Here is a 23,162-nt window from a genome sequence, read left to right on the forward strand (position 1 = left end):
AGGAGGATGAAGGAAGATGGAGTGGGTTCGAAACTTCCTGCGGTACCGGGCAGCCAATACTTTCCTCGTCTTCATTGGCCTTGTGATGTTCTTCTCCCTCCTGACCCCCAACTACCTCTTCGTTGATCGGAGGAACCTTGCCGCCCTGGGAAAACTCTTCCCTGATCTTGGCGTCGTCGCCCTGGGCGTTGGGGTGCTCATGATTTGTGGAGAGTTTGACCTTTCCGTGAGCTCAGTTCTTCCCTTCTGTTCTTATGTCTTTGTTCGCCTGCTTTACCGTGGAATCGTGCCCTTCTGGGCTTTCTGGGTTGCCCTAGGAGTGGGAGCACTCCTCGGACTCCTCAACGGCCTCATCACGGTGAAGACGAAGATGCCCTCCTTTATCACCACCCTCGGGACCATGATGTTCTGGCGAGGGGTGCTCTACATCTGGTCCAAAATGATGCCTGCAGGCATCCGCAATCTTGTCCCTTCCGGGTCTCCTTTCGAACGCGCCTTTGCCGGAACGGTGGGGTCTTTTATCCCGGTCCAGGCACTGTGGTTCACGCTCTTTGCCCTCATTCTCGGCATCCTCCTCCACTACCACCGCTTCGGGAACTGGATTTACGCCACCGGAGATAACCGGGATGCCGCCCGGGCCATGGGAATCAATACGGACCTTGTGAAGACCATCTGTTTCATGATTGTGGGGATACTCTGCGGGTTTTCTGCCTGCATGCAGGCCGTACGTATTGGTTCTTTTGCCGCCACTCAGGGTATCGGTTTCGAACTCCGGGCCATCGCCGCCTGTGTCGTGGGGGGCACATCACTCCGGGGTGGCGTGGGGAGCATGCCAGGGATTGTCCTTGGAGCCCTTACCATCCCTATTCTCGACAACGGCCTTATCCTCCTGCGTGTCCCGGTGTTCGGCATCAGTGCCTTCATCGGTATTGCTACCATCCTCTTTGTGGTGCTCAACAGTTACGTGGAACGGAAAACACGATAACAGGGGAGAGACGGATATGGAGAGACAGAACGGTGACCTCCTGGTGCGGATGGTGAACATCCACAAGTGGTTCGGCCGGGTGTACGCCCTTCGGGGAGTGGATTTTGAGGTCTACCGGGGAGAAACAGTGGGACTCATCGGGGACAACGGTGCAGGGAAGTCCACGCTCATCAAAATCCTCTCCGGGTACCACCAGGCCGACCAGGGAGAGATTTACTTTGAAGGCCAGAAAGTACGGATTTCTTCACCCCGGGATGCTCGAAAACTCGGCATCGAAACGGTCTACCAGGAACAGGCCCTGGCACCAAACCTGAGCATTGCCCGGAACATCTTCATGGGTCGAGAGCCAGTGAGGCGCTGGGGCATCATCGATCGGAAGGTCATGAACGAGGAGAGCATGAAGGCCCTGGCAAATCTCGGTCTCCGACTTCGTTCCCCAGACCTTCCCGTGGTCACACTCTCTGGGGGTGAGAGACAGGGTGTGGCCATTGCCCGGGCCCTCCACTTCAAGGCTAAACTCGTGATTCTGGACGAACCCACGGTGGCGCTCTCCGTGAAAGAGGTTGAAGAGGTTCTTGAGTTTGTCCGCCAGCTGCAGCGTGAGGGGATTTCGGTCATCTTCATTACCCACAACCTCTACCACGCCTACGACATTGCCGAGCGCTTTGTGGTCATGGCCCGGGGCAAGAAAATGGCCGACGTGAAGAAGAAGGATACCTCTCCCGAGGAGCTCTCTCAGCTGGTCATCAAAAGCGCCTTTGCCGAATAACCACGGGAAAGGGGTCAGGAAAGTATGAACGAAAGAAGAATGAGCCTTGGACGGAAACTGTTGCTTTCTCGTTCTTCAAGTGTTTTCATTGTGCTTGTGGTGCTGGTCCTTGGGTTTGCCATCCTCTCTCCCGAGCACCGTTTCGTGGACCCTGACAACCTCAGAGTCCTCCTCTCCCTGGGATCAGAATTCAGCATCGTTGCCCTGGGAGTGGGGCTACTTATGGTCTGCGGGGAGTTTGACCTCTCCATCGGGTCTATCCTCGTCTTCTGCTCTTTCGTGTTTTTGCGGCTCTTTGAAGCTCAGGTTCCTCTTGTCTTCATTGCCCTCACCACCATCCTTGTAGGTGCCGCCCTGGGGATAATCAATGGCCTCATCACCGTCCGCGCCCAGATACCCTCTTTCGTCACCACCCTGGGGACCATGATGATGTGGCGAGGACTGGCCCTACTTTTCTCGGGTGGAGAACAAAGGGGCTGCGACGTTTCCACGGTTCCTTCCCGGTACTTCCTCCCCTTCTTCACGGGAAGACTCGGGGGGTTCTTCCCGGCCCAGGCCTTCTGGTTCGTTGTCTTTGCTGTCTTCCTTGGCATCCTTCTCCACTACCACCGCTTCGGGAACTGGATCTACGCCACCGGAGATAACCGGGATGCCGCCCGGGCCATGGGAATCAATACGGACCTTGTGAAGACCATCTGTTTCATGATTGTGGGGATACTCTGCGGGTTTGTGGCCTGTGCCCAGATTGCCCGCACTGCCTGTTTCACCTCCCGGGCAGGAGAAGGCTGGGAACTGAAAGCCGTGGCAGCCAGCGTTGTTGGAGGTACGTCGCTTCGGGGTGGTGTGGGGAGCATGGTGGGGATTTTCATCGGTGCTCTCACCATCTCGGTAATCGAGAATGGGCTTGTGGTGATGCGCATCCCGTACTTCTGGACCTATGTGGTCTTTGGGCTCGTGATACTCTTCTCGGTGCTCTCCAGCATGTACATAGAGAAGAAGCAGCGAGAAGTCCATCAATAACCGGAAAATCCCGGCAACCTGACCATGTCGCGGAAACGGGCCATTGTTTATCTCCTTGCTGCTGCTCTATTCTGGAGTCTTGGCGGCCTGCTCATCAAGCTCGTCAGCTGGAATCCTGTGGCGATTGCCGGAGCCCGGAGCGCCATTGCCTGCGGATTTCTCCTCTGCTTTTTCCGCCCCCGCCTCCGCTTTACCCGCCTTGAGGTTCTCGGAGGCCTTGCCTACGCCGCAACGGTGGTGCTCTTTGTGCTTGCCAACAAACTCACCACCGCTGCCAACGCCATCCTCCTCCAGTATGGCGCTCCTGTGTATGTTGCCCTCCTCAGCCAGTGGTTCCTTGGCGAGGTTCCCTCCCGTTTCGACTGGATCTCCGTGGTCCTCGTGGTTGGAGGAATGGTGCTCTTCTTCCTTGACCAATTGAGCCTGGGGAACATGCTTGGAAACTTCGTGGCCATTGGCAGCGGCATTGCCTTTGCCTTCCTCATCGTCACCCTGCGAATGCAAAAAGACGCTGAACCCTTGCAGTCGGTGTTTGTGGGCAATCTCTTCGCCGCCCTGGCAGGCCTCCCCTTCTGCTTCGGCCCCTTCCCCGGTGGGTGGAGCCTCACAGGACTTGTGCTCCTTGGAACGGTGCAGATTGGGCTTTCCTACCTCCTCTATGCCCAGGCCATACGGAAGGTTAAGGCTCTTGAGGCCAGCCTGATTCCAATGATTGAGCCAGTCCTCAACCCCCTCTGGGTCTTCCTTGCCTTTGGAGAGTCTCCAGGACGTTTCGCCCTGCTTGGAGGTGGCGTGATTCTCCTTGCCGTTTTCCTCCGGTACCTCCTTGGGGACGCACAGACCGTCATTCCTCGAGGAGGGCAACCCGGTTCCCCTCGAGGAGATTCGTCCCCCAGATAACGCGGCTATTCCTGCTTTGCATCACCCCCAGAGGGTTTTCGGCAATCCGGTTCCCCGCAAAAATGCCCTCTGCTTCCCTCAGGAAACACATCCCACCAACCGTGTGTTCCAGCACCTCGTTCCCCTCAAAAAGGAGGAGCGACCCGCAGGTAACCCCCCAGGCATTCCTGATAAAGCGGGAGTTCCGGACCACCGCAACGGCACCACGCCGAAGAAGAATCCCCTCTCCTCCGTTCTCAAGAAAGAGCGAATCCTCGACTGTTATCCGGGACCCGCTCTCAACGAGAATTCCTGCCGCCTCGTTCCTCAGAAAAACACAGCGGCGAAAGATGCACGAGGCCCCCTTCGCCACCACGACACCATTCCCCATCCAGCTCAGTTTTTCCCGCACACCTCCCCGGAAAAGGCACTCCTCGAACACCACCCGGCCCTGCAGGACCACCGCCACGTTGCCCTTGTGCCGGCCCCGGAGTGAAAAGGCCACACCCCGGACCCTTCCCTCTCCCCTTCCCTCAACCCGGACTACCTCCCCATCCCGGAAAAGCACCGTCCCCTTCATTCCTACAAGGAAAAAGGGAGGGGTAAGAACCACCTGGTCCCGCAACACGTAGTCCCCTGGATGGAACACCACAAAACCACCTGAGGGAACAAGCGGTTCTTCGGGGAAAACAGGCCGAAAATCCCGAAAGGACAGCGCCCCTTCCTCCTCAGGAGAAGGCTTTTCCTCCCCCCGGGAAGCAGTAAGAAGTCTGGTAAGACCGTTCTTAAGGGTGTCTTCAAAGGCCATCTTCCTCAACCCTCAGGGCGAAATCCCCAAAGACCAGAAGGAGATTTTGTCTCAGGAGAACACATTCTCCCGGCTCGACTTTCCGGCGCTCCCCACAGGGGAAAACCACCTGCCAGTGCCCCATCCCCGAAAAAACGTACCCTTCGCCCTCCTTCCACCGGACTTCCCCGAGGATTTCGTCCTCCCTCTGGCCGTGGAGCATTTTGGCCACCAGGGCAAACCGGTGTCCGAGGACAATTTTCCGCTTTGCCGCGACCAGAACCCCCTGACCTTTCCTCTCGAGGACGCTGCACACCACCGGGTGGGGACGGCGCACAGTCTCCCCACAGAAGGGGCAGCGGCGAAGGGGAAGGGGCATCCAGTACGGATACGGGAAGTACTGGGCGCACTTCAAGCACCGCCAGAGCTCGAAAAAGGCGAAAAAGAGCGCCCGCTCCCATTCCCGCGCCAGGGGACGCTGCTCAGGAGAACGAAGGCCTTCGAGGAAACTCCGCTCAATGAGCTCCTGAAGGTGGGGAGGGAGCATGCGGTAACTGAGCACACCCCGGCGGAAAAGCGGTACCCCCAGGCGCTCGGGACGATTCCGGAAATCCAGGGGATGCTCGCTGAAGAGCGCCATGTTCCCCCACCCGAGCCGTTCGTCCTCTTCTGGATCCTCAGCGTAGCAGACGAGAGGCTGCAGGGGGTTTCGGAAAAGGAGTGTGTGGAAGACAAGGACTGCGAGGCTGTGCCGGTCAGTCCTTTGATTTGGGGTTTCTCTGCCCATGACCACTTCCGGAGCCATGAAGGGCATCATCCCCGCAACCTGAGGAGGGAGAAACCCCGGGACTACAAGACCGTCAAGGTCGATGAGCACCGCAAGGCCCTTGCGGATATCCACCAGGAAGTTGCCAAAATGGAGATCGGCATGGGCACACCCCTTCCCGTGGAGTGCTGCCACAGTCCGGGCGATACTGTGGGCCACCTGGAGGTAGTTGAGCCAGTTCGCTCCCTCTTCCACTGCCCTCTTGAACTCCCGGGGACTGAAGATGTAATCGACGAGCTCCCGAAAAGGGGGGCGGGGGATTCGTTTCGTCACCACTCCAATCCTCCGCCACCCGTCAATTTCTCGCACCAGCGCCACAGGCCAGCAAAGAAAATTGGCCTCCTCCCCCAGGTTCTTGCCCAGAGCGAGGACCCGCCGGAGGAGCTCCTCCTTTTCGGGAGGGAGGGTTCTGTCGTGGTACACCTTTACCACGAAGTTCCCGCAGCGGCTGAAGTACACTTCTCCTTCACCGCCCACGAATACCGGGCCCTCGACCTCAAGACGTTTCGGCACAAAGGGAAAAGGAGAAACAGTTGTGACCCTCATCGGTACACCACAACAAGCGTTCGATCGTCAAAACTCCCGGGAAGCGTATACGTCCCCAGCCAGAAAACGAGGCGCCGCGCCGCCACCTCACGACTCGAAGTCGCGCGAATCTCCCGAAGAATGTCCAGGGCAAAACGGTCAGTGATATCCTCCGGAGGCCCGTAGAGACAATCATCAGCAAGACCGTCAGTCATGAGCATGAAGGCCGAAAGATGGTCCTTTCGGAAATCAAAGGTTCCGGCACGGCAGAAGTCCCGCCAGTCAGGCTGGGTTAGCACCTCCACCTCACCCGTATCACGTCCCTCCTGAACGCTCATGAGCACACTCTTTCCGTCTTTTCGAACACCAAGGAGCGCTCCATCTCCAATGTGGAAGAACACCCCCTTTTCCTCGGCCACATGGAAAAGGCAACAAAGCAACGTTGTGGCGAAATCCTGTGGGTCCCTTCCCTCCCGCTGGGCTAAGTCCTGGAGCACCCGGTGCGTGTACTCACCGGCTTCAAAAAGGTATTCCTGAACGGTTTCCCAAGGAGGGATTTCCCCTTTTTCCGCCTCCCCTTCCTGGAAAAAGCTGAGTACTCCCACCTCGTGCCATCCCGCCAGGGAAAAGGAAGCGGCGTCTTCCTCGAAGGTTCCCTTTGTCCCGGAAACACGACGGGCCTTTCTCGTACAACTATAGGGGAGGTGGAAGAGCACCCGGTCGGTGAAAGCACTCACCGCCAGCGCCGACCCCCACACCCCCTTTGGGGCATTCCCGACCCCATCAGCCACGGCAACGCAGAGCCAGTCACCCTTCGACCGAACGAGGAGGCTGTCTTCCCGACCCCTGCGTTCCCGGGAATGCAACCTTCCCACGGCGCTGCCACCAACGAAGCTATACCGTCCAAGGGTTCCAAAAACGGCAATCCACTCCGGATGAGTGTTGAAGGACGAAAGCACCCGGTCGCCAGCGATGAATCCTTGAGGGATGTTCACACCTCCCTATGGGATGTACTGCAGAACGTCTGGAGGCATGGGTATGGACATAGGTGAGCCCTCGCCTTGGCCCTGAGGCCGCGAAAGGGTCTTGCTCACGGTGCGCACAGTTTGAGAGACCCAGCGGAAAAAGGCGGAAAACGACGCAGCGTCGGAGTCCATCTTGAAGCTTGGCCCAATGGCGATTTCCCGAAGCGTGGCCTCATCGATGTCCGGACCACAACCTACGGTAATCACGTTGAGCACCTTGCGTTCTCTCCGCTTGAGCAGTTCTTCTCGTGGGGTTCGCCAGTCGTCGGTGGGTTTCCCGTCGGTGAGGATGAAGACGAGGGGCTTCCAGTCACCTTTTTCTCCTCCCGGAACAGCTTTCTTCACATCCCGGTCGAGGGATTCGATGAGCAGCTGAAGTGCCTGTCCAAGGGGAGTGTATCCTCCCGCCTCAAGGGGAGGAAGGGTCAGCTGGTCAATGGGCACAAGCCCCCGGGTGAGGTTCTCCACCTCTTTTCCAAAGGTGATCACTGAAACCCAGACCGTCTCCCGGGCGAAAGTGTCGTTCTCCACTTCTCGCTTGAACAGCGCCACCCCCTCCTGGAGGGCCTGAATGGGTGCTCCCGCCATGCTCCCTGAGGTGTCAAGGAGCAGGTACACCGGTAAACGACGCAGACCCTGGCTCAGTGCCACATCCATTTCTATGCGCTCTTCCATACGTCTCACCCTCCCGCAGAAGAACATAAAGAATCATGCCATCTTCCCAGCATCCTCCGCACAAGGGGAACACCAACCAGAATCGCCCCATGGGGACACACCTCCTGGCACACGAAACAGCGAATGCACCGGGTGGAGTCTATAGAAGGGAGACGAAGTCTCTCGTTCCAGCACAGGGCCTTAGGATGCGCAGGACAAACCTCAGTGCACACCCCACAACCTTTGCAGAGCTCCCGCCGGATGACTGGGTAGGGAAGGAGGAAACGGCGCACAAGGGGGAGAAAGAGTTTCCTCGAAGGAGACACCCGGGGTATCCGCAGGACCTCAAAATCTCTTTGCTCAAAGCGCCTGGGATCGTCTCCCCAGAGTACGATGGCCTCTTTTCGCCACGTCCCCAGGCCAAGGCGCTCACCCTCAGAGCAGGTGGGGACAAGAGCAGGATCAAGGTGAATCAACCGTGCCAGGGTGGCGTCAAGGGCCACGGGATCCCGGGAAAAGGCCAGAAGCCCCATGAAACGGGGTTTTCCGTTTCGGGGGCCGTTACCCTCCATCGCTACCACTGCGTCCATGACGAAGAATGCCGGACGGAGGAGACGGTTGAGATCCACGAGCATCCGGGAAAACAGTGTGGCATCAGGAATACGAAAGTGGTACTCCCCTTTCCGCACCCCTGGAACGCACCCAAGCTGGTTCTTCACCGCTCCTGTGACCCTGGTAAGTCCATGGGTTTTCCACTTTGGAAGGCTCACAAGGACGTCGTACTCCCTGACCCCCCTGGCGATGGTGAATTTCCTGTGCTGCACGCCTTCCGGAAAATCCACCTCCACCCCATGGGTAAAATCCGCGAAATCCACACCCAGAGTCCGGGCCACCTCGAGGATACCAGCCTTTTTCGCCACACTCTCAGGCGACCCGAAGGCAGGGGAATCCCCGAATCCCACCCGGTATCCCGCTTCCAGGAACACCTTCGCCACCGCTCGGAACACCGCAGGGTGAGTAGTCACAGCTCGCTCCGGAGCCTCACCTACAAGGAGATTGGGTTTGAGGAGCACGCTCTTTGCCCCGGGGCACAGCGCCCCCGGTCCCCCAAAAAGGGCAAAACCCTGGCGAACGGCTTTCTCCACCTCCTCCTCATCGTAACCTGGACAGAACACCAGGGCAACAGGGGACGACATCACTTGCAGGCCCCCTCAGGGTACGGTACAATACCGGAAAACCGGCGCCAGGGGAGGTTGTCCAATGCGCGAGAAAGTTCGCCACCTTGCCTTCACGGGTATCTTCATCGCCATGAGTGTGGTGCTCACCCGATTCGCCAGCCTCCGCATCGCTATCGGCGGCATTGAAGGCGTACGGATTGGTTTCGGGACTCTTCCCATTATCCTCAGCGGCATTCTCCTTGGACCCATTTCCGGTGCTCTCACAGGGGCCCTTGCAGACATCATCGGTTTTGTCCTCAGCCCCATGGGGCCGTATTTCCCCCACTTCACCCTGACTTCAAGCCTCTACGGAGTGATTCCAGGAGTTGTGTCGCTTCTTCCCTTCCGCTCGAAGGCTCTTCGGGTTTTCTGCGCTGTAGCCATTCCCCAGGTGGGTGTAGGGCTCTTCCTCACCCCTTATTTCCTCCATACTCTCTTCGACATGCCCTGGAAGATTCTCCTTATTCCTCGTCTTGTGAGTGTGCCACTCAACACCATTGCCTTTACTGTACTCATCCTCAGCCTCTTCCGGATACCGGCGTTTGCCGCTTTCAGTGAACATTAGGGCTCAGAGACGTTCACAGAACTCCCTGAAGCGTCGCGCCGCTACTTCGAGGTCTTCTCTCCCTGAGAAGATGCTCGAAGTCCCGGCCACAAACACATTGGCCCCGGCTCTCTTGAGCTGGGGCACGGTTTCCTCACTGATCCCCCCATCGACGGCAATATCAACGGCAACACCAAGCTCAAGGCTCATCTTTCGGATGACCTCCACTTTGGCCACGACTTCGGGGACAAACTTCTGTCCCACAAAACCCGGATCCACGGTCATGCAGAGGACAAGATCGAGGTAGGGGAGGAGATAGCGCAAAAACTCCGGGCTTGTGGAGGGGTTCAGGGCAATGCCTACTTTCTTGCCAAGCTTTTTCACCGCGTCAACCAGGTGGTGCAGCCGCGGGTTCCCCTCGGCATGAAAGGTGATACTGTCGGCTCCAAGCTGGGCAAAGAGCGAGAAGTGCGCCTCGGGGTTCACCACCATAAGGTGGACATCAAAAAAGAGCGAGGTCTGGGGACGGAGCTTCTTCAGGAGGTTGGTCCCAATGGCAAAATTGGGCACGAACACTCCATCCATGATGTCGATGTGGAGCATCTCAATTCCGGCTCGCTCGAGCTTCCGGACATCCTCAAGGAGGGCGAGGTAGTTCGCACAGTCCAGAGACGCCGAGATCTTCGTCTTCACGGGACAAGCACCACCTTCACATACGACAGCCGTCGCTCCCGCATTCCTGAAAGAAAAGCCGGCGCTTCCTCAAGACGGATGCGGTGTGAAATCAGCGGGGCAAAGGATACCCGCCCCCCGGCAGCAAGGTCAAGAACCTTCTTCCAGTCAGAATCAAGGAAGGTGAAACTCGAGTTCCAGCTCCCAAAAACCGTGAGTTCCTTTCGGAGGATGTGCCCGAAATCCGTCGGCTGGAGGGTGAGCTCTTGCTCCTGGTTCCCCAAAAGCAACACCTTCCCCTTCTTGCGCACAAGCTTCAGGGCATCCACCAGAGCTCTGGCGTTACCTGAAGCCTCAACCACAAGGTCGATGCCTTCAGGATCTGCGGGGAAAAAGGAGGGGAAAAGCGTCACGTCAAAACCCAGATTCCTTGCTAAGGCGAATTTGTGCTCGTCCACATCGTACCCGATGAGTCGCCGAATCCCCGCAAGCTTCAGCCACATCCCAAGGAGCAGCCCCACCGGTCCAAGACCGAATACGGCCGCGCTTTTCCCCATAACCTCACCCACACGCCGGACGGCATGGAACGCCACCGCCGCAGGCTCGGTGAGAGCACCTTCCTCAAAGGAAAGGTTCCCCGGAAGGGGGAGGAGATTCGCCACAGGCGCCACGACGTACTCGGCAAATGCACCGTTCTGGCGAGAGCCAAGGTACCCGTAGTCCTCACAGAGCTCATACCACCCCATTTCACAGTAGGGGCACTTCCGACAGGGAAGGAGGGGGTACACCACTACCCGTTCTCCTACCCACCGTTCATCTTCTCTCCCTCCCACAGCCACGACCTCTCCTGAAAATTCGTGTCCTGGAATGAGGGGGTAGAAGTAGGCAATGTCCCCGAAAATCCGGGGGAGATCCGAGCCACAGATGCCACAGGCCCGAACCCGGACAAGGGCCTCTCCGGGTCTCGGCTCAGGAATCGGGACTTCGGCAAGGCGCAGGCGACCCCTACCCTCAAGAACCAGCGCCTTCATAACCTGGGTCATGGGTTGACCACAACCTTGAGCCCTTCATGGGATTCGGCCACCCGGAAGGCCTCGTGGATGGCCTCAAGGGGAAAGCGGTGGGTGATGTACCAGGAAGGATGCACCATGCCTTTTGCCATCACCTGCAGGGCTTTCCTGTGATGGCGAGGAAGGCTCCCATGGGTCCCAAGGACCATGCACTCCCGGTAGTGGATGAGGTTACTCGGGATAGAGATGTTCCGGGCATCCTTTGGCAATCCACCGAAGAAATTGATTCGCGCCCGGTGACGGGCAAGGCGCAATGCCATCTCCTGGGCATCGGGAGAGGCGCAGGTGACCATCACCACATCCGCTCCTTCTCCCCCAGTCGCCTCGAAAACCTTTGCCTCAAGGTCCGGGTCGTCGGCAAGGAAATAGTGGTCGGCACCGAATTTCTTCGCCATCTCCAGGCGCCTCAAAGAACGCTGGATAACGATGATATTTGTTGCCCCCATAAAGCGGCCCATCTCAATCATCATGCACCCGATGGGACCGGCACCGATAATAAGGAGTGTATCCCCTACACCAAGCTGGCTCATCTCAAGGCCGTTGATGGCACAGGCCAGGGGTTCGGCGAGAGAAGCCTCGTCGTACGAGAGGTTCTCAGGAATCCGATGCACTGCCCCCTGGGTGACGGTCAGGGCGTTGAGGAGGATGTATTCGGCAAACCCTCCGGGGAACTGGTACCCGATGGCGTAGTTGATGGCACAGTTTGTGCCCATCCCGTTCTGGCACCAGTAGCAGGCTCCACAGGGAACATCAGCACCGATGGCCACCCGGTCCCCCACCTGGAATTTGGTCACCCCGGGGCCAACAGCCACGACATCCCCGGCGATTTCATGCCCGATAATCTGGGGGAACTTCACCCGGGGGTTCCCGAAGTGGAAAATACGGATGTCCGAGCCACAAACAGAACACGCCCGAACACGCACCAGCACTTCCCCCTCTTTTGGGGAAGGGTCGGGAACCTCCCGGATGACGAGGCGGTCGTAATCCTCAAGAACTGCGGCGCGCATACCGCGTCCCCTTCTTCAGGCGCTTTCGATTTTTCCCTCAACCCGAGTACCGTTACTCAACACATCAGAAACGGGGCACCGCTTTTCCACTTCCTTAAGGAGCGCCGCAAGGTCATCGGAGGAGAGCTTCCCCCGCACCTTCACCACGAAGCGGACAGCCAGAAACCCGGGGCGGACAACATCGTACTGTCCCATAAAGCCCCGGGGATCGAGATCTCCTTCGACCTCAATGGAAACACCCTCCACAGGCAGGTTCTTCTCCCGGGCGACAACAACCGTCACGATTCCGAGACACCCCACAAGCGACGCAAGAAGCCCCTCCACAGGATTGGGGGCGGAATCCTTCCCGCCGAGAGAGGGTGGCTCGTCAAAGCTCAGAGAGAAATGCCGCACCTTCGCGTCAACCCGCAGACCTCCAGCCCACTCACCCGAGGCACGAAACGTGAGAACTCCCATTTTGTGCTCCTCCTTCCTCTATGATCGGGGCATGCAAAGAATCTCCCGAATTTTGAGGTCAAAAAACGAATTCTGGTGGCAGGGACGAAGGAGAATTGCCGTATCCGCCCCCTTCCCGCTCCCTCCCAGGGCGATGACATCCTGGGTTGTGGGAATTGCCCCCGCGTCGGCAGCCATGATGGCCACCTCAACCGCCACCTTGAACCCCTCTGAAATCCGCCGGAAACTCTCGGCGATGACCTCAGGAATACTCAAACCCCCAAAACGCTGGCGGAACGACCGGGAAATACCACTCAGCGCATGAGACCCCTGCACCACGGCCATCCCCATGGACTCAAGGAGAGCCCGCCGCTCAGGAGAGAGAGAAATCTCGTCCCCTCCGGAAAACCCGGCATGGTACGTGCACACCACGATTTTCCCCTGGTACCCTTCCTGGCGCGCCTTCTCCCCAAGACGAAGGGCAGTCTCTCCAGAACTCGAAGCCACCACAAGGTAGGCGATGCCGCCCTCCTTTGCCCTCTTCACTGCACACTCCAGGGCTTTCTCCGTATTCTGAGGACCCGGAGCTTCAAAATACCATACAGTCCGCTCCTTCATCCTCCTCCCTCCTCACTGGTGGAGTTCGAGCATCTCTCCGGTCTCCATGTAATAGATGCGCTCGGTAATGTTCGTGATATGGTCGCCGATGCGCTCGAGGTACCGGGCAATCATGAGAATCCAGATGGCCTGGCGGGCCACCTTAGGGTCAGCTTCAATACTCTGCACCACATCCTCATGAATGGCCCGGTACAGGGCATCCACCTGAGCATCGGCATCGACCACTTTCTGGACGATGCCCAGGTCCCGGCGGAGAAAGGCGGTGATGGTTTCCTCGAGCATATGGACGACGATTTCCGCCATTTTGGGGACCTCGACGAAGGGCCGAAAGACGGGGTTCTCCGCAAGGCGGATGCTGAACTTGGCGATGTCGATGGAGTAGTCCCCGATACGCTCCACATCGGTAATGATTTTCAAAATAGCAGCAATCACCCGCAGGTCTTTCGCCACCGGCTGCTGCAGGGCAATCATGCGGAGACACTTCTCCTCGATTTTGAAGTTGTAATCGTCCACAACGTCATCGAGGGCGATGACCTCTCTTGCCTTCTCAACATCCCGCTCCTTCAGGGACTCCACCGCCATCTGGAGCATCTTCTCTGCCGCATGGGTCATGCTCACCAGGTCTTCCTGGAGCTCGGTGAGCTGCCGCACAAAGTGCTCTCGCAGAATCTGCATACCCAACCTCCCAGAGATTTGCCACTATTAAATCAAATATCGAGGAGTTTCGCCACCCTCTTCTCAAGGTCACAGAGGGCAACCGTTGGTCTTCCACTCAAAAGACCACACACCTCTCCAGGATTCACAAGGATTGTTTTTCCCTCCTCTTTGATGATTGCCTCGTGGGTGTGGCCGTACACCACGAGGTCGTAGTGACCGCTTGCAAAGGCGAGCTTTGCTGGCTGGTAGAAATGGGAAACGAAAATCCGAAAACCCCGCTCTTCGAGTTCCAGGAAGGGGGCTTTGATCCGCCCTTCGGACTTCTGGAAAATCCCCAGGATCTCCCCGTCGTTGTTGCCCAGCACCCCAAACCAGGGGATGGTGAGTTCCGCAAGGACCGCCACTGAGAATGGTGCCACGTAGTCTCCAGCATGAATGATGAGCTCAGCCCCTTCCTCCTGCAGGACCTTCAGAGCCCTCCGGAGTTCGGTCAGATGGTCGTGACTGTCGGAAAGCACTCCTACCCGCACCCGCCCCACCTCCTCAGAACTCCTCCCAGTGGAGAACCTCTCGCAGCTCCCGCTTGAATATATGGCCCTTTGGCACCTCAGCCGGATACCCTATGGCAATAAGGCTCACCAGGCGGTACCCTTCCGGAACCCCCAGAAGGCGGCGCACTTCCTCCGCATAAGGCTTTTTGTCCCCCGCCACCCAGCAGGACCCAAGGCCAAGGGCCCAGGAAGCGAGAAGAATGTTCTCCGTCGCCGCACACCCATCCTCAAGGTAGTACTTGGTCTCCTTGCAGAATACCGCAACGAGAACCGGAGCCTCACGGATGAACTTCCCGTAATCGGTGAGTCTGGCAACTTCCTCGCGCTTTTTCTGGTCCGTCACCACCACGAACTCCCAGGGTTGGAGATTGTTCGCCGAAGGAGCAAGCCGGGCACAGTCGATAATGGTTTCGATTTTCTCCCGCTCCACCGCCTGCGGAGCGAAGCGCCGGATAGAACGGCGAGTCCTCAATGCTTCCAGAGCATCCATCGCCTTCCCTCCTCTCCTCCAAGGAGCTTCAGCTGCTCATACATCCGTTTCTTCTCCGAGACACTGACCTGCATCCGTCCCACAATCTGGGAGAAGAAGTCAATGGTCGTATCGTAGACCTTGCGGTCCACAGGAAAGGGGGTACCGTCTTTACCTCCATGGGCAAAGGAAAAGCTCACCGGGTCGGTGTAGCTTGGAGGTGTCCCGAGAACCACCTCTGCGGTGAGCGCCAGTGCCCTCAGGGTCTTGGGTCCAACACCCCGGGAGGCCAGAACCTCGAGGAAACTCCCCGGCTTCTGCTCGCAAAGGAGTGCCAGGGTCTTCTCCATCCGGGAAAGGTCAAAGTCTTCCTCCCGGATGTGATGGCGGCGGGGAAGGACAAGATGCCGGAGCGCATCAGAGACAGTTTTCCGGAGGACAGAAAAGCCTTCCCCAAGCATCGCCACGATACCCTCCTGACAGGGCTTGCTCTCCCGGGCTACGAGGTTCAGGACCTCCGCCTCCCGAACGCCACAGATTCCCGCATGGGGTTCGCAGGTGAAATCCTCCACGCGTTCTCCCAGCCAGTGGTACCTCCGGGCAAAGCGGGTGTCGGGATTCATCCCCTGCTGGACCACGGACCACTTTCCTGAGGAGGTGAAGAAAAACACGTGGTGGTAGAGGGTATACCCATCCTGCAGGGCGGTGTTATCGATTTTAGCGCTGAGCCTGCTGTAGGCGACGAACTCTTCCCCAAAAGAAAGTGCATCCTTTTCGGCATGGTGCAGGATTTCCTCAGGAGTTTTCCTCGAAGTTCCTCCCTTCCCCCCGCAGATGTAAAGCCCCAGGTCTTTCTCCTTTCCCCGGACGGCCTCCTTCAGTGCTCCGCAGAGGGTCGTGGTGAGGCCGCTTGAGTGCCAGTCAAACCCAAGGAGGCACCCCAGGGACTGGAAGAACACCGGGTCGGCAATGCGACGGAGGAATTCCTCAGGTCCAAAGAGCGCAACGATAGCCTCAATAATGCACCCGCCAAGCCTTTTCATTCGCTCGAAGAGCCATGGAGGGCACTGCCCCCCATGGAGTGGCAGGTCAGCGAAACCACTTCGCTTCATGCTCACCTCACGTCACAGCTTGTACCCGAATTTCCTGAGGAGGACCTTCCGCGCTGCAATGTCCCCTTCGGTCTCCACTCCCTTGGTCTTCAGTCCGTCCACCACCCCGAGGACTCCCCTCCCCTGCTCTGTTTCCACAAGGATGACCTGAATGGGATTGGCACTGGCGCAGAAAATGCGACACACCTCGGGGACCATTTTCACGGCATTGAGCACATTAATAGGATACCCCTCTTTGAGGAAAATCACAAACACATGCCCTGCCGAAAGCAAAAGAGCGTTTTTCTTCGCCAGCTCCACAAGCTCCTCATCATTCCCACTGTACCGCACAAGACAGGGTCCAGAAGACTCGCAGAAGGCAATACCGAACTTGAGGTGCGGGGAAGAGGTCGCAAGGGCCTCGTGGAGGTCTTCCACGGTCTTGATGAAGTGCGCCTGTCCGAGAATGACGTTGTACCCTTTAGGGTTTTCAAGGGCCACAAGCTTCAGTTCCACGTTCTATCCCCCCACACGAAGATTTTTCGAATCTCAAAGGCCAGGAAGGACAAAAGAGAAAAGCCCAGGGCGAACATCCACTGCCAGAACGTCAAAAAATGTGTGTCGAAAATCTCCCGAAGGAAAGGGACAAAGACGGTGAGCAACACCACACTGAGGGAAATCCCGCAGGCTTCAAGGAGGAAAAGATTGGTCCTTGGATCCACCTTCCAGGCGTTCAGGCGCTCCGAGCGAAAGCTGTACGCCCTCCAGAGCTCCCCAAGAGAAAGCGTGACAAAGGCGATGGTCCTTGCAGTATGAAGCCCCCAAAGACGCAAACCCAGGACAAAAGCGACCACCACCGCCAGAGTGATAAAGGCCGCTCCGAAGAGAACAGTCCGCAGGTACAGGGGGGTCAGAATGCCTTCTTTGGGATGGCGAGGCGGACGGGTCATGAGGTCGGGCTCGGGGACCTCAACCCCCAGGGCCAGGGCGGGGAGTCCGTCGGTGACGAGGTTCACAAGGAGAATCTGCACCGGCGCAAGCGGTCGGGAAAGCCCAAGGAGAATCGGGACGAAGACCGATCCGATTTCCCCGAGATTGCAGGAGAGAAGGTACACCACAAACTTCCGGATGTTGTCGAAAATCATTCTCCCCTCCTTCACCGCCCGCACAATGGTGGCGAAATTGTCATCAGCAAGCACCATATCGGCGACTTCTTTAGCCACGTCCGTTCCGGTGATACCCATGGCGATACCGATATCAGCCTTCTTGAGAGCCGGAGCATCGTTCACTCCGTCTCCTGTCATGGCTACAACTTCGCCATTCTCCTGCAACGCCTCAACAATGCGGAGCTTCTGTTCCGGCCAGACCCGGGCAAAAACTTTGGTTCTTGTGATTCGCTCCCGTAACTCTTCGCGGGAAAGGCGCTCGAGCTCCTGCCCCGTGAGGACCTCATCCCCATCATCAAGCAGACCCAGTTCCCGGGCAATGGCTGAGGCCGTGAGCGCACTGTCGCCGGTAATCATGATGGTCCTGATTCCCGCTCCCTTCGCTTCAGCAAGTGCTCCGTAAACTTCTTTCCGCGGCGGGTCCATCATCCCTACAAGCCCCACGAACACCAGGTCCTCTTCCTTCCCTTCGTCGAGCTTCCCATCAGGAAGCTCACGGAAGGCAAAGGCCAGAACCCTCAGGGCCTCTTCTGCCATGGACGCAAGCTCCGTGACAACTCTTTTCCGTTCCTCTTCTCCAAGGGGGAAAATACCTCCCTCGGCCTCATACCAGGAACACCGCTCAAGGAGAATCTCGGGAGCTCCCTTGACGAAAAGGAGATACCGCCCGTCAAAAAGGTGGAGCGTGGTCATTCGCTTCCGGGCAGAATCAAAGGGAATCTCATCAAGACGAGGGTGGTTTATTCGGAGTTCCTGCCAGGGAAAGCCCTGGCGTTTTGCATACTCAAGGAGGGCAACCTCTGTGGGGTCACCGGAGGAGGATCCTTCCCCCAGGAAGGCATCGTTACAGAGCGTGGCAATCGTCAAAAGCCGCCCAAGATCCTGACCAAAGGTCCACGCCTTTCGAACCACCATCCGGTTCTCAGTGAGCGTCCCGGTTTTGTCCGTACAGATGTACGTGGTGCAACCCAGGGTCTCAACGGCAGGAAGTTTCCGCACGATCGCGTGGTGCCTGCTCATCCGGAAAACCCCAAGGGCCAGCACTACCGTCACCACTGCAGGGAGTCCCTCCGGAATCGCCGCCACCGCGAGGCTCACTGCAGTCATGAACATCTCAAAGGGCGGCTCTCCCCGCAATTCCCCAAGGAGGAACACCAGGGCACAGATACCGATGGTTAGAAGCCCAAGGAGTTTCCCCAACCCGGCAAGACGCTTCTGCAGGGGGGTAACGGTCTCCTCCTCTTCCTCAAGGAGGGCGGCAATCTTCCCGATTTCCCGTGCCATCCCTGTGGCCACCACAATGCCCTTCCCCCGCCCGTACGTGACGACCGTCCCGGAAAACGCCATATTCACCCGCTCAGGAAGCGGGGTATCCTCGGGGAGTACTTCGGTAGCCTTCTCCACAGGAACAGACTCACCGGTGAGGCTGGCCTCGTCAATCCGGAGTGCTTTGGCTTCAAGGAGGCGGAGGTCTGCAGGAACGATATCGCCCTCCCGAAGCACAACGATATCCCCAGGAACAAGGAGCTCCGTGCTCACTCTCTTTGGCACTCCCGAGCGTATGACCTCGCATTCCGGGACGCTCATTTTCTTGAGGGCTTCCAGGGCTTTTCCCGCCCGGTATTCCTGGAACACCCCGAGGCAGGCGTTGACGACGAGGATGGCCACAATGACCAGAGAATCCGTCACCTCGCCCAGTACAAGGGAAATCACCGCTGCCCCAAGGAGGATGAGTACCAGGAAATCCCGGAACTGCTCGAAGAACATGGCCAGGATGCTCTTGCCTTTCTTTTTCAGAAGAACATTGGGTCCGTACTGGAGCAGGCGAGTTCTGGCCTCTTCCTCTGAAAGCCCCTGCACCGTATCCGTTCCAAGGGTTTTCGCCACCTCATCCCAGGAAAGGGCGTGCCACTTCACTCCCTCTTGAGCCATGGCAGAACCTCCTCGAGAATTCCTCCGAATCGCTGCACGAGACCTTTCTTCTTTTCCTCCTCCACGCCCTCCTTCTTCCCCACAATCTCCTCGACGAATCCCTGCAAAGCGGCATCAAAACCGATGTCGTATCCCTCTTTCTGACTTTTGTACCACTTGTAGTCCATGATGTAGGCAAAAATATCCGCAAGGCTTTTCTCCGGGAAAGCCTCTTCAAGTCCCTTCTCCACGATAGCCTGAACCGCCGGGGTGTACACACAGAGGAACCAGTTGAGCGCTGCCTCTTTGAGGGGAACCTTCCGCCCCAAAAAGAGCTCCATACGCTGGGCGTAGTCCTTAATGTAGTTGAGGAACGAGTCGTAGTGCCGGGGTTCACTGGCATCGATTCCCTTGAGACCCGTGAGATTTTCAAATTCCGCCCGCTTTGCCCGAAGGGTCTTGCTTTCCCGGCGCTCTGATGGGAAAAATTCAATCACCTCAGCGTCGATGAACTCCATACCGAGCTCCTTCGCCACCGCTACCCGGTGGTTCCCATCAAGGACGTAGTACTCGTCCCCAACTTTGTACACGATAATCGGCGGGAGGATTTCCCCCCGCTCCATGGCCCGCCGGATCCGGTAGTAACGGACATCGGGGTTTCGCAGGCGGAACCCCGGAAGAAGGTCTGCAGCCCGTCCTACGCTCCCCACGATGCGGTCCACGGGGATGGGATGCACACCCCGGTACACCCGAGAAGAGAGGTTGAGCTTTTTCGAAATCGCTCCAAACGCCTTAACTGGCTGACTACTCTTTTTTGCCAGAGGCACTGCACTCAGCTCCTTACTCCACAAGCCAGGTCTCCGGGTTGAACGACCCGAAAAGGCCAAGGAGGACGTCGATTTTCCCCAGCACCAGCATAACCCCCAAACTTATAAGAAGGATGCCGCTTACAAGTTCCACGATTCTTCCTCCTTTTTGCAGACGGCGCAGCACGCCCGTCATCCATCCCCACCCTGCCCCAAGGAGCAGAAAGGGGAGGGCAAGGCCAAGGGCGTACACGAGGAGCAACAACCCCCCTTCCCACACCCGTCCAAGCGCGGAGACGTAAAGGAGAATAGACCCGAGCACCGGACCCACACAGGGAGTCCAGCCCAGACCAAAGGAGACCCCAAGGAGAAGACTCCGGAGAACCCCGAAAGACGCCTCAAAACGAAGGCGCCGTTCTGCATAGAGCGCTCGAATTTTCACTGCCCCCAGCACCTGAAGCCCAAAGAGGATGATGACAGCTCCCGCAATCCGGGTGAACCAGAACCGGTAACGGAAAAACGCCCCTCCAAGCATTGACGCTCCAATACCCAAAAGCACAAATACCCCGACAAACCCCAGAACGAAGAACACCGTGTGGAAGAGGGTAGCGCGACGGTCACGCTCAAGCGCTTCCACGCCCACAACGTACCCAAGGTAGGCCGGGGCAATGGCCAGGACACAGGGTGAGAGAAAAGACAGAACGCCAGCACCGAAACTCACAAGAACGTTCAGCTGGGACACGGAGCACCACTCCCCTGTTTTCAAGAATTATACCCTCTTTCCTCCAGGACACCAAATACTTCTCCATTCCTCTTGCGCATCCCTCCTCCTTCATGTATACTACATTTAGTGTTTACAGTGAACAAAAAACCCTATATATTGGTGAGAAGCATGCGGTGTCCGTACTGTGGCGCAGAGGATTCAAAGGTGATTGATTCCCGGGAGGTCGAGGGAGGCGCCGAGGTTCGCCGCCGGAGGGAATGCCCCACCTGCCACCGCCGCTTCACGACCTACGAGCGGTATGAACGGAAACCCCTCCGGGTCATCAAGAAGAACGGGACGAGAGAGCTCTTCGACCGGAAGAAAATCCTCAACGGCCTCATGAAAGCCTGCGAAAAGCGGCCGGTATCGTCTGAAGAGCTGGAGCGGATTGTGGACGACATCGAGCGGGAACTCCAGGAAGAGGGGTACGAGGAGGTTCCCTCTTCCCGAATCGGAGAGAAGGTGATGGAGAAGCTCAAAGCCCTTGACCAGGTGGCGTATGTCCGTTTTGCCTCGGTGTACCGGGAGTTCCGGGACATCGACCAGTTCATGGAAATCGTGCTCTCCTTAAGCAGGGAACAGAATGCTTCAAAGGGGGAATCGGTATGACAGATATTGTGAACCTCTTAACGCCGCGAGAAGTCCGGAAAAGGGATGGGCGCGTCGTCCCCTTTGACCGGCAGCGCATTGAGCGAGCCATCTACAAGGCCTTCCAGGCAGTGGGCGAAGAGAACGAGGCCACTCCGCGGGAACTGAGCATCATCGTCACCCAGAAGCTCTTCGAAAAGTTCGGGCAGGATACGGTGGTGGATATTGAAACCATTCAGGATGTGGTGGAGGAGACCCTGATTGAGTATGGGTTTGCCAAAGTTGCCAAAGCGTACATCCTCTATCGCCGGAAACGCCAGGAGGCAAGAGAAGCCCTGAAAGTTGTGGTGGACGTGGAGAAAATCGTTCAGGAATACCTCCTCAAGGCCGACTGGCGGACCCAGGAGAACTCCAACACCACCTACTCATACCCGGGGCTTGTGCTCCATGTTGCTGGATCGGTCATGGCCCACTATACCTTAAACCGCATCTACCCCGATGAAGTCCGGGAAGCCCACGTGAACGGGGACATCCACATCCACGACCTCTCCTATGGTCTTGCCGGATACTGCGCCGGGTGGTCGCTTGAGGAACTCATCCGGGAGGGCTTTGGCGGGGTCAAGGATAAGATTGCCGCTGGACCAGCAAAACACCTCTCGGCCCTCACTGGGCAAATGGTGAACTTCCTGGGAACGATGCAGATGGAGTTCGCCGGGGCCCAGGCTTTCAACTCTGTGGACACCTACCTTGCGCCTTTCGTACGATATGACCGCCTCTCGTACCAGGCGGTGAAGCAGCTCATCCAGCAGATGGTCTTCGCCATGAATGTGCCGTCTCGCTGGGGAAGCCAGGCGCCGTTCATCAATTTCTCCTTTGACTGGATTGTGCCCGAGGATATGAAGGATCGCCCGGTCATCGTCGGCGGGGAAGAACGACCAGACCTTGGAACGTACGGAGATTACCAGAAGGAAATGGACATGATTAACAGGGCGTTCCTTGAGGTTATGCTTGAGGGTGACTACGAAGGAAGGGTCTTCTCCTTCCCCATTCCCACCTACAACATCACCCCCGACTTCCCCTGGGATTCAGAGAACGCGCGGCTTCTTTTTGAGCTCACTGCAAAGTACGGGGTCCCGTACTTCCAGAACTTCATCTCGAGCAACCTCCGTCCCGGTGATGTGCGCTCCATGTGCTGCCGCCTGCAACTTGACTTAAGGACCCTGCGGAACCGCTGTGGAGGGCTCTTTGGCTCTGCGGACAAAACTGGATCCATTGGGGTCGTCACCATCAATCTCCCCCGCATTGGCTATCTGAGCAAAACTGAAGAGGAATTCTTCACCCGCCTCAAGCGGATGATGTACATTGCGAAAACGGCCCTCGAAATCAAACGTAAGGTCATCGAGCGGAACCTTAAAAACGGCCTCTTCCCGTATACCCGCCGGTACCTCGGCACATTCCGGAACCACTTCTCCACCATTGGCCTTGTGGGGATGAACGAGGCTTGCCTGAACTTCCTTGGGGTCTCCATTGCTCATCCGGAAGGAAAGGCCTTTGCGGTGAAGGTCCTTGAGTTCATGCGGGAGAAACTTGCCGATTTCCAGGAGGAAACGGGTAACCTCTACAACCTCGAAGCCACTCCCGCCGAAAGCGCAAGCTACCGTCTGGCCCGGATTGACCGCCGGATTTTCCCTGACATCATCACCGCTGGGGAATCAGAACCCTATTACACCAACAGCACTCATCTTCCGGTCGACTATACCGACGACCCCTTCGAAGCTTTAGAGCACCAGAAAGACCTCCAGGTCCTCTACACCGGTGGGACGGTCTTCCACACATTCCTTTCTGAGATGCCTGATCCCGAAGCAGTGAAGCGGTTCGTACGGCGGGTCTTCGAGAACTACCCCATCCCGTACCTCACCATCACCCCCACCTTCTCGGTCTGCCCAAAGCACGGGTACCTCAAGGGAAAAGTCACCGTATGTCCCAAATGCGGTGAGGAAACGGAGGTCTACTCCCGGGTTGTGGGGTACTACCGCCCGGTGCAGCGGTGGAACCGGGGAAAGCAGGAGGAATTCGCCGAGCGCAAAGAATACGCGCTGAGGTGACCGCAATGGTCTTCCGGGGGTG

General features: G+C 57.6%; 24 protein-coding genes and 1 pseudogene. 7 read left to right on the forward strand and 18 right to left on the reverse strand.

What is annotated here, in order from left to right:
- Positions 1-16 precede the first annotated feature (16 nt).
- The 4 genes and pseudogenes from ACPT9Q_RS01780 to ACPT9Q_RS01795 all read left to right on the forward strand — a co-directional run bounded on the left by ACPT9Q_RS01780 (position 17) and on the right by ACPT9Q_RS01795 (position 3,674).
- A complete protein-coding gene (locus tag ACPT9Q_RS01780; RefSeq protein ID WP_427366060.1) occupies positions 17-985 on the forward strand; it encodes an ABC transporter permease in 969 nt (322 codons plus the stop codon).
- Positions 986-1,034: 49 nt separating this feature from the next.
- A pseudogene (locus tag ACPT9Q_RS01785) lies at positions 1,035-1,466 on the forward strand (ATP-binding cassette domain-containing protein); the annotation flags it as partial.
- Between the two features lie 312 nt (positions 1,467-1,778).
- Positions 1,779-2,774 carry an ABC transporter permease subunit gene (locus tag ACPT9Q_RS01790; protein WP_017872432.1) on the forward strand — a complete coding sequence of 332 codons (996 nt, stop codon included), beginning with the start codon at positions 1,779-1,781 and terminating at the stop codon, positions 2,772-2,774.
- A gap of 24 nt (positions 2,775-2,798) precedes the next feature.
- Complete coding sequence (locus tag ACPT9Q_RS01795; RefSeq protein WP_427366061.1) at positions 2,799-3,674, forward strand: DMT family transporter; 876 nt, start codon at positions 2,799-2,801, stop codon at positions 3,672-3,674.
- Here the strand turns inward: ACPT9Q_RS01795 and ACPT9Q_RS01800 are convergent.
- The 5 genes from ACPT9Q_RS01800 to ACPT9Q_RS01820 are packed head-to-tail and all read right to left on the reverse strand — an operon-like array spanning position 3,619 to position 8,666.
- Entirely contained in the window at positions 3,619-4,461 is an 843-nt protein-coding gene (locus ACPT9Q_RS01800; protein ID WP_427366062.1) for a right-handed parallel beta-helix repeat-containing protein, read from the reverse strand. The genes ACPT9Q_RS01795 and ACPT9Q_RS01800 overlap by 56 nt on opposite strands.
- On the reverse strand, positions 4,451-5,812 hold the full coding sequence (locus tag ACPT9Q_RS01805; protein ID WP_017872429.1) for a protein kinase domain-containing protein: 1,362 nt from the start codon (positions 5,810-5,812) through the stop codon (positions 4,451-4,453). The genes ACPT9Q_RS01800 and ACPT9Q_RS01805 overlap by 11 nt, the downstream gene beginning before the upstream one ends.
- Positions 5,809-6,786: a protein phosphatase 2C domain-containing protein gene (locus ACPT9Q_RS01810; protein WP_017872428.1), complete on the reverse strand. Its 978-nt coding sequence runs from the start codon at positions 6,784-6,786 to the stop codon at positions 5,809-5,811. The genes ACPT9Q_RS01805 and ACPT9Q_RS01810 overlap by 4 nt, the downstream gene beginning before the upstream one ends.
- Positions 6,787-6,792: 6 nt before the next feature.
- A complete protein-coding gene (locus tag ACPT9Q_RS01815; protein WP_017872427.1) occupies positions 6,793-7,491 on the reverse strand; it encodes a VWA domain-containing protein in 699 nt (232 codons plus the stop codon).
- 5 nt (positions 7,492-7,496) lie between these two features.
- Entirely contained in the window at positions 7,497-8,666 is a 1,170-nt protein-coding gene (locus ACPT9Q_RS01820) for a DUF362 domain-containing protein (RefSeq protein ID WP_017872426.1), read from the reverse strand.
- A 64-nt stretch (positions 8,667-8,730) separates the two neighbouring features.
- Between ACPT9Q_RS01820 and ACPT9Q_RS01825 the strand changes: the two genes are divergently transcribed.
- Positions 8,731-9,252, forward strand: coding sequence for a folate family ECF transporter S component (locus ACPT9Q_RS01825; RefSeq protein ID WP_017872425.1), 522 nt, complete (start codon positions 8,731-8,733; stop codon positions 9,250-9,252).
- A 3-nt stretch (positions 9,253-9,255) separates the two neighbouring features.
- On the opposite strand, the gene rpe is transcribed toward ACPT9Q_RS01825, so the two are convergent.
- Genes rpe through ACPT9Q_RS01890 form a run of 13 tightly spaced genes read right to left on the reverse strand, consistent with a single transcriptional unit; the run spans position 9,256 to position 20,426 of the window.
- Positions 9,256-9,924, reverse strand: coding sequence for a ribulose-phosphate 3-epimerase (gene rpe / locus ACPT9Q_RS01830; RefSeq protein ID WP_017872424.1), 669 nt, complete (start codon positions 9,922-9,924; stop codon positions 9,256-9,258).
- Entirely contained in the window at positions 9,921-10,946 is a 1,026-nt protein-coding gene (locus tag ACPT9Q_RS01835; RefSeq protein ID WP_017872423.1) for an alcohol dehydrogenase catalytic domain-containing protein, read from the reverse strand. The genes rpe and ACPT9Q_RS01835 overlap by 4 nt, the downstream gene beginning before the upstream one ends.
- A complete protein-coding gene (locus tag ACPT9Q_RS01840) occupies positions 10,943-11,980 on the reverse strand; it encodes an alcohol dehydrogenase catalytic domain-containing protein (RefSeq protein WP_017872422.1) in 1,038 nt (345 codons plus the stop codon). The genes ACPT9Q_RS01835 and ACPT9Q_RS01840 overlap by 4 nt, the downstream gene beginning before the upstream one ends.
- Before the next feature lie 15 nt (positions 11,981-11,995).
- Positions 11,996-12,436, reverse strand: a complete 441-nt coding sequence (locus ACPT9Q_RS01845; protein WP_017872421.1) for an OsmC family protein — start codon at positions 12,434-12,436, stop codon at positions 11,996-11,998.
- Positions 12,437-12,454: 18 nt separating this feature from the next.
- Positions 12,455-13,033 (reverse strand): pyruvate kinase alpha/beta domain-containing protein, encoded by a 579-nt coding sequence (locus tag ACPT9Q_RS01850; RefSeq protein WP_427366063.1) that lies wholly within the window; start codon positions 13,031-13,033, stop codon positions 12,455-12,457.
- Positions 13,034-13,045: 12 nt separating this feature from the next.
- The gene (phoU, locus tag ACPT9Q_RS01855; RefSeq protein ID WP_017872419.1) at positions 13,046-13,708 is read right to left on the reverse strand and encodes a phosphate signaling complex protein PhoU; all 663 of its coding nucleotides are present in this window, start codon (positions 13,706-13,708) and stop codon (positions 13,046-13,048) included.
- 32 nt (positions 13,709-13,740) lie between these two features.
- Positions 13,741-14,229 (reverse strand): metallophosphoesterase, encoded by a 489-nt coding sequence (locus tag ACPT9Q_RS01860; protein ID WP_427366064.1) that lies wholly within the window; start codon positions 14,227-14,229, stop codon positions 13,741-13,743.
- 4 nt (positions 14,230-14,233) lie between these two features.
- Entirely contained in the window at positions 14,234-14,731 is a 498-nt protein-coding gene (locus tag ACPT9Q_RS01865; protein WP_017872417.1) for a nitroreductase family protein, read from the reverse strand.
- Positions 14,710-15,822: a DUF763 domain-containing protein gene (locus ACPT9Q_RS01870; protein WP_026137200.1), complete on the reverse strand. Its 1,113-nt coding sequence runs from the start codon at positions 15,820-15,822 to the stop codon at positions 14,710-14,712. Before ACPT9Q_RS01870 ends, ACPT9Q_RS01865 begins: the two co-directional genes overlap by 22 nt.
- A 12-nt stretch (positions 15,823-15,834) precedes the next feature.
- Positions 15,835-16,317 carry an adenosine-specific kinase gene (locus ACPT9Q_RS01875; RefSeq protein WP_017872415.1) on the reverse strand — a complete coding sequence of 161 codons (483 nt, stop codon included), beginning with the start codon at positions 16,315-16,317 and terminating at the stop codon, positions 15,835-15,837.
- On the reverse strand, positions 16,308-18,899 hold the full coding sequence (locus ACPT9Q_RS01880; RefSeq protein WP_427366065.1) for a calcium-translocating P-type ATPase, SERCA-type: 2,592 nt from the start codon (positions 18,897-18,899) through the stop codon (positions 16,308-16,310). Before ACPT9Q_RS01880 ends, ACPT9Q_RS01875 begins: the two co-directional genes overlap by 10 nt.
- Positions 18,881-19,705 carry a DUF4032 domain-containing protein gene (locus ACPT9Q_RS01885; protein ID WP_017872413.1) on the reverse strand — a complete coding sequence of 275 codons (825 nt, stop codon included), beginning with the start codon at positions 19,703-19,705 and terminating at the stop codon, positions 18,881-18,883. Before ACPT9Q_RS01885 ends, ACPT9Q_RS01880 begins: the two co-directional genes overlap by 19 nt.
- A 13-nt stretch (positions 19,706-19,718) precedes the next feature.
- The gene (locus tag ACPT9Q_RS01890; RefSeq protein ID WP_026137199.1) at positions 19,719-20,426 is read right to left on the reverse strand and encodes a cytochrome c biogenesis protein CcdA; all 708 of its coding nucleotides are present in this window, start codon (positions 20,424-20,426) and stop codon (positions 19,719-19,721) included.
- Positions 20,427-20,576: 150 nt separating this feature from the next.
- Between ACPT9Q_RS01890 and nrdR the strand changes: the two genes are divergently transcribed.
- Together nrdR and ACPT9Q_RS01900 are read left to right on the forward strand one after the other, a co-directional pair.
- On the forward strand, positions 20,577-21,056 hold the full coding sequence (gene nrdR / locus ACPT9Q_RS01895) for a transcriptional regulator NrdR (RefSeq protein WP_427366066.1): 480 nt from the start codon (positions 20,577-20,579) through the stop codon (positions 21,054-21,056).
- The gene (locus tag ACPT9Q_RS01900; protein WP_427366067.1) at positions 21,053-23,140 is read left to right on the forward strand and encodes a ribonucleoside triphosphate reductase; all 2,088 of its coding nucleotides are present in this window, start codon (positions 21,053-21,055) and stop codon (positions 23,138-23,140) included. The genes nrdR and ACPT9Q_RS01900 overlap by 4 nt, the downstream gene beginning before the upstream one ends.
- The last annotated feature ends 22 nt before the right edge of the window (positions 23,141-23,162 follow it).

Origin of the sequence: Candidatus Caldatribacterium saccharofermentans, assembly GCF_050267035.1 — a bacterium.
Taxonomy (GTDB): domain Bacteria; phylum Atribacterota; class Atribacteria; order Atribacterales; family Caldatribacteriaceae; genus Caldatribacterium; species Caldatribacterium saccharofermentans.

Bases quoted from the DNA above. Each gene is read 5' to 3' on its own strand.
- ACPT9Q_RS01780 (WP_427366060.1), top strand. From the start codon at position 17: ATGGAGTGGGTTCGAAACTTCCTGCGGTACCGGGCAGCCAATACTTTC.
- ACPT9Q_RS01790 (WP_017872432.1), top strand. From the start codon at position 1,779: ATGAACGAAAGAAGAATGAGCCTTGGACGGAAACTGTTGCTTTCTCGT.
- ACPT9Q_RS01795 (WP_427366061.1), top strand. From the start codon at position 2,799: ATGTCGCGGAAACGGGCCATTGTTTATCTCCTTGCTGCTGCTCTATTC.
- ACPT9Q_RS01800 (WP_427366062.1), bottom strand. From the start codon at position 4,461: ATGGCCTTTGAAGACACCCTTAAGAACGGTCTTACCAGACTTCTTACT.
- ACPT9Q_RS01805 (WP_017872429.1), bottom strand. From the start codon at position 5,812: ATGAGGGTCACAACTGTTTCTCCTTTTCCCTTTGTGCCGAAACGTCTT.
- ACPT9Q_RS01815 (WP_017872427.1), bottom strand. From the start codon at position 7,491: ATGGAAGAGCGCATAGAAATGGATGTGGCACTGAGCCAGGGTCTGCGT.
- ACPT9Q_RS01820 (WP_017872426.1), bottom strand. From the start codon at position 8,666: ATGTCGTCCCCTGTTGCCCTGGTGTTCTGTCCAGGTTACGATGAGGAG.
- ACPT9Q_RS01825 (WP_017872425.1), top strand. From the start codon at position 8,731: ATGCGCGAGAAAGTTCGCCACCTTGCCTTCACGGGTATCTTCATCGCC.
- ACPT9Q_RS01835 (WP_017872423.1), bottom strand. From the start codon at position 10,946: ATGACCCAGGTTATGAAGGCGCTGGTTCTTGAGGGTAGGGGTCGCCTG.
- ACPT9Q_RS01840 (WP_017872422.1), bottom strand. From the start codon at position 11,980: ATGCGCGCCGCAGTTCTTGAGGATTACGACCGCCTCGTCATCCGGGAG.
- ACPT9Q_RS01845 (WP_017872421.1), bottom strand. From the start codon at position 12,436: ATGGGAGTTCTCACGTTTCGTGCCTCGGGTGAGTGGGCTGGAGGTCTG.
- ACPT9Q_RS01850 (WP_427366063.1), bottom strand. From the start codon at position 13,033: ATGAAGGAGCGGACTGTATGGTATTTTGAAGCTCCGGGTCCTCAGAAT.
- phoU (WP_017872419.1), bottom strand. From the start codon at position 13,708: ATGCAGATTCTGCGAGAGCACTTTGTGCGGCAGCTCACCGAGCTCCAG.
- ACPT9Q_RS01865 (WP_017872417.1), bottom strand. From the start codon at position 14,731: ATGGATGCTCTGGAAGCATTGAGGACTCGCCGTTCTATCCGGCGCTTC.
- ACPT9Q_RS01870 (WP_026137200.1), bottom strand. From the start codon at position 15,822: ATGAAGCGAAGTGGTTTCGCTGACCTGCCACTCCATGGGGGGCAGTGC.
- ACPT9Q_RS01880 (WP_427366065.1), bottom strand. From the start codon at position 18,899: ATGGCTCAAGAGGGAGTGAAGTGGCACGCCCTTTCCTGGGATGAGGTG.
- nrdR (WP_427366066.1), top strand. From the start codon at position 20,577: ATGCGGTGTCCGTACTGTGGCGCAGAGGATTCAAAGGTGATTGATTCC.
- ACPT9Q_RS01900 (WP_427366067.1), top strand. From the start codon at position 21,053: ATGACAGATATTGTGAACCTCTTAACGCCGCGAGAAGTCCGGAAAAGG.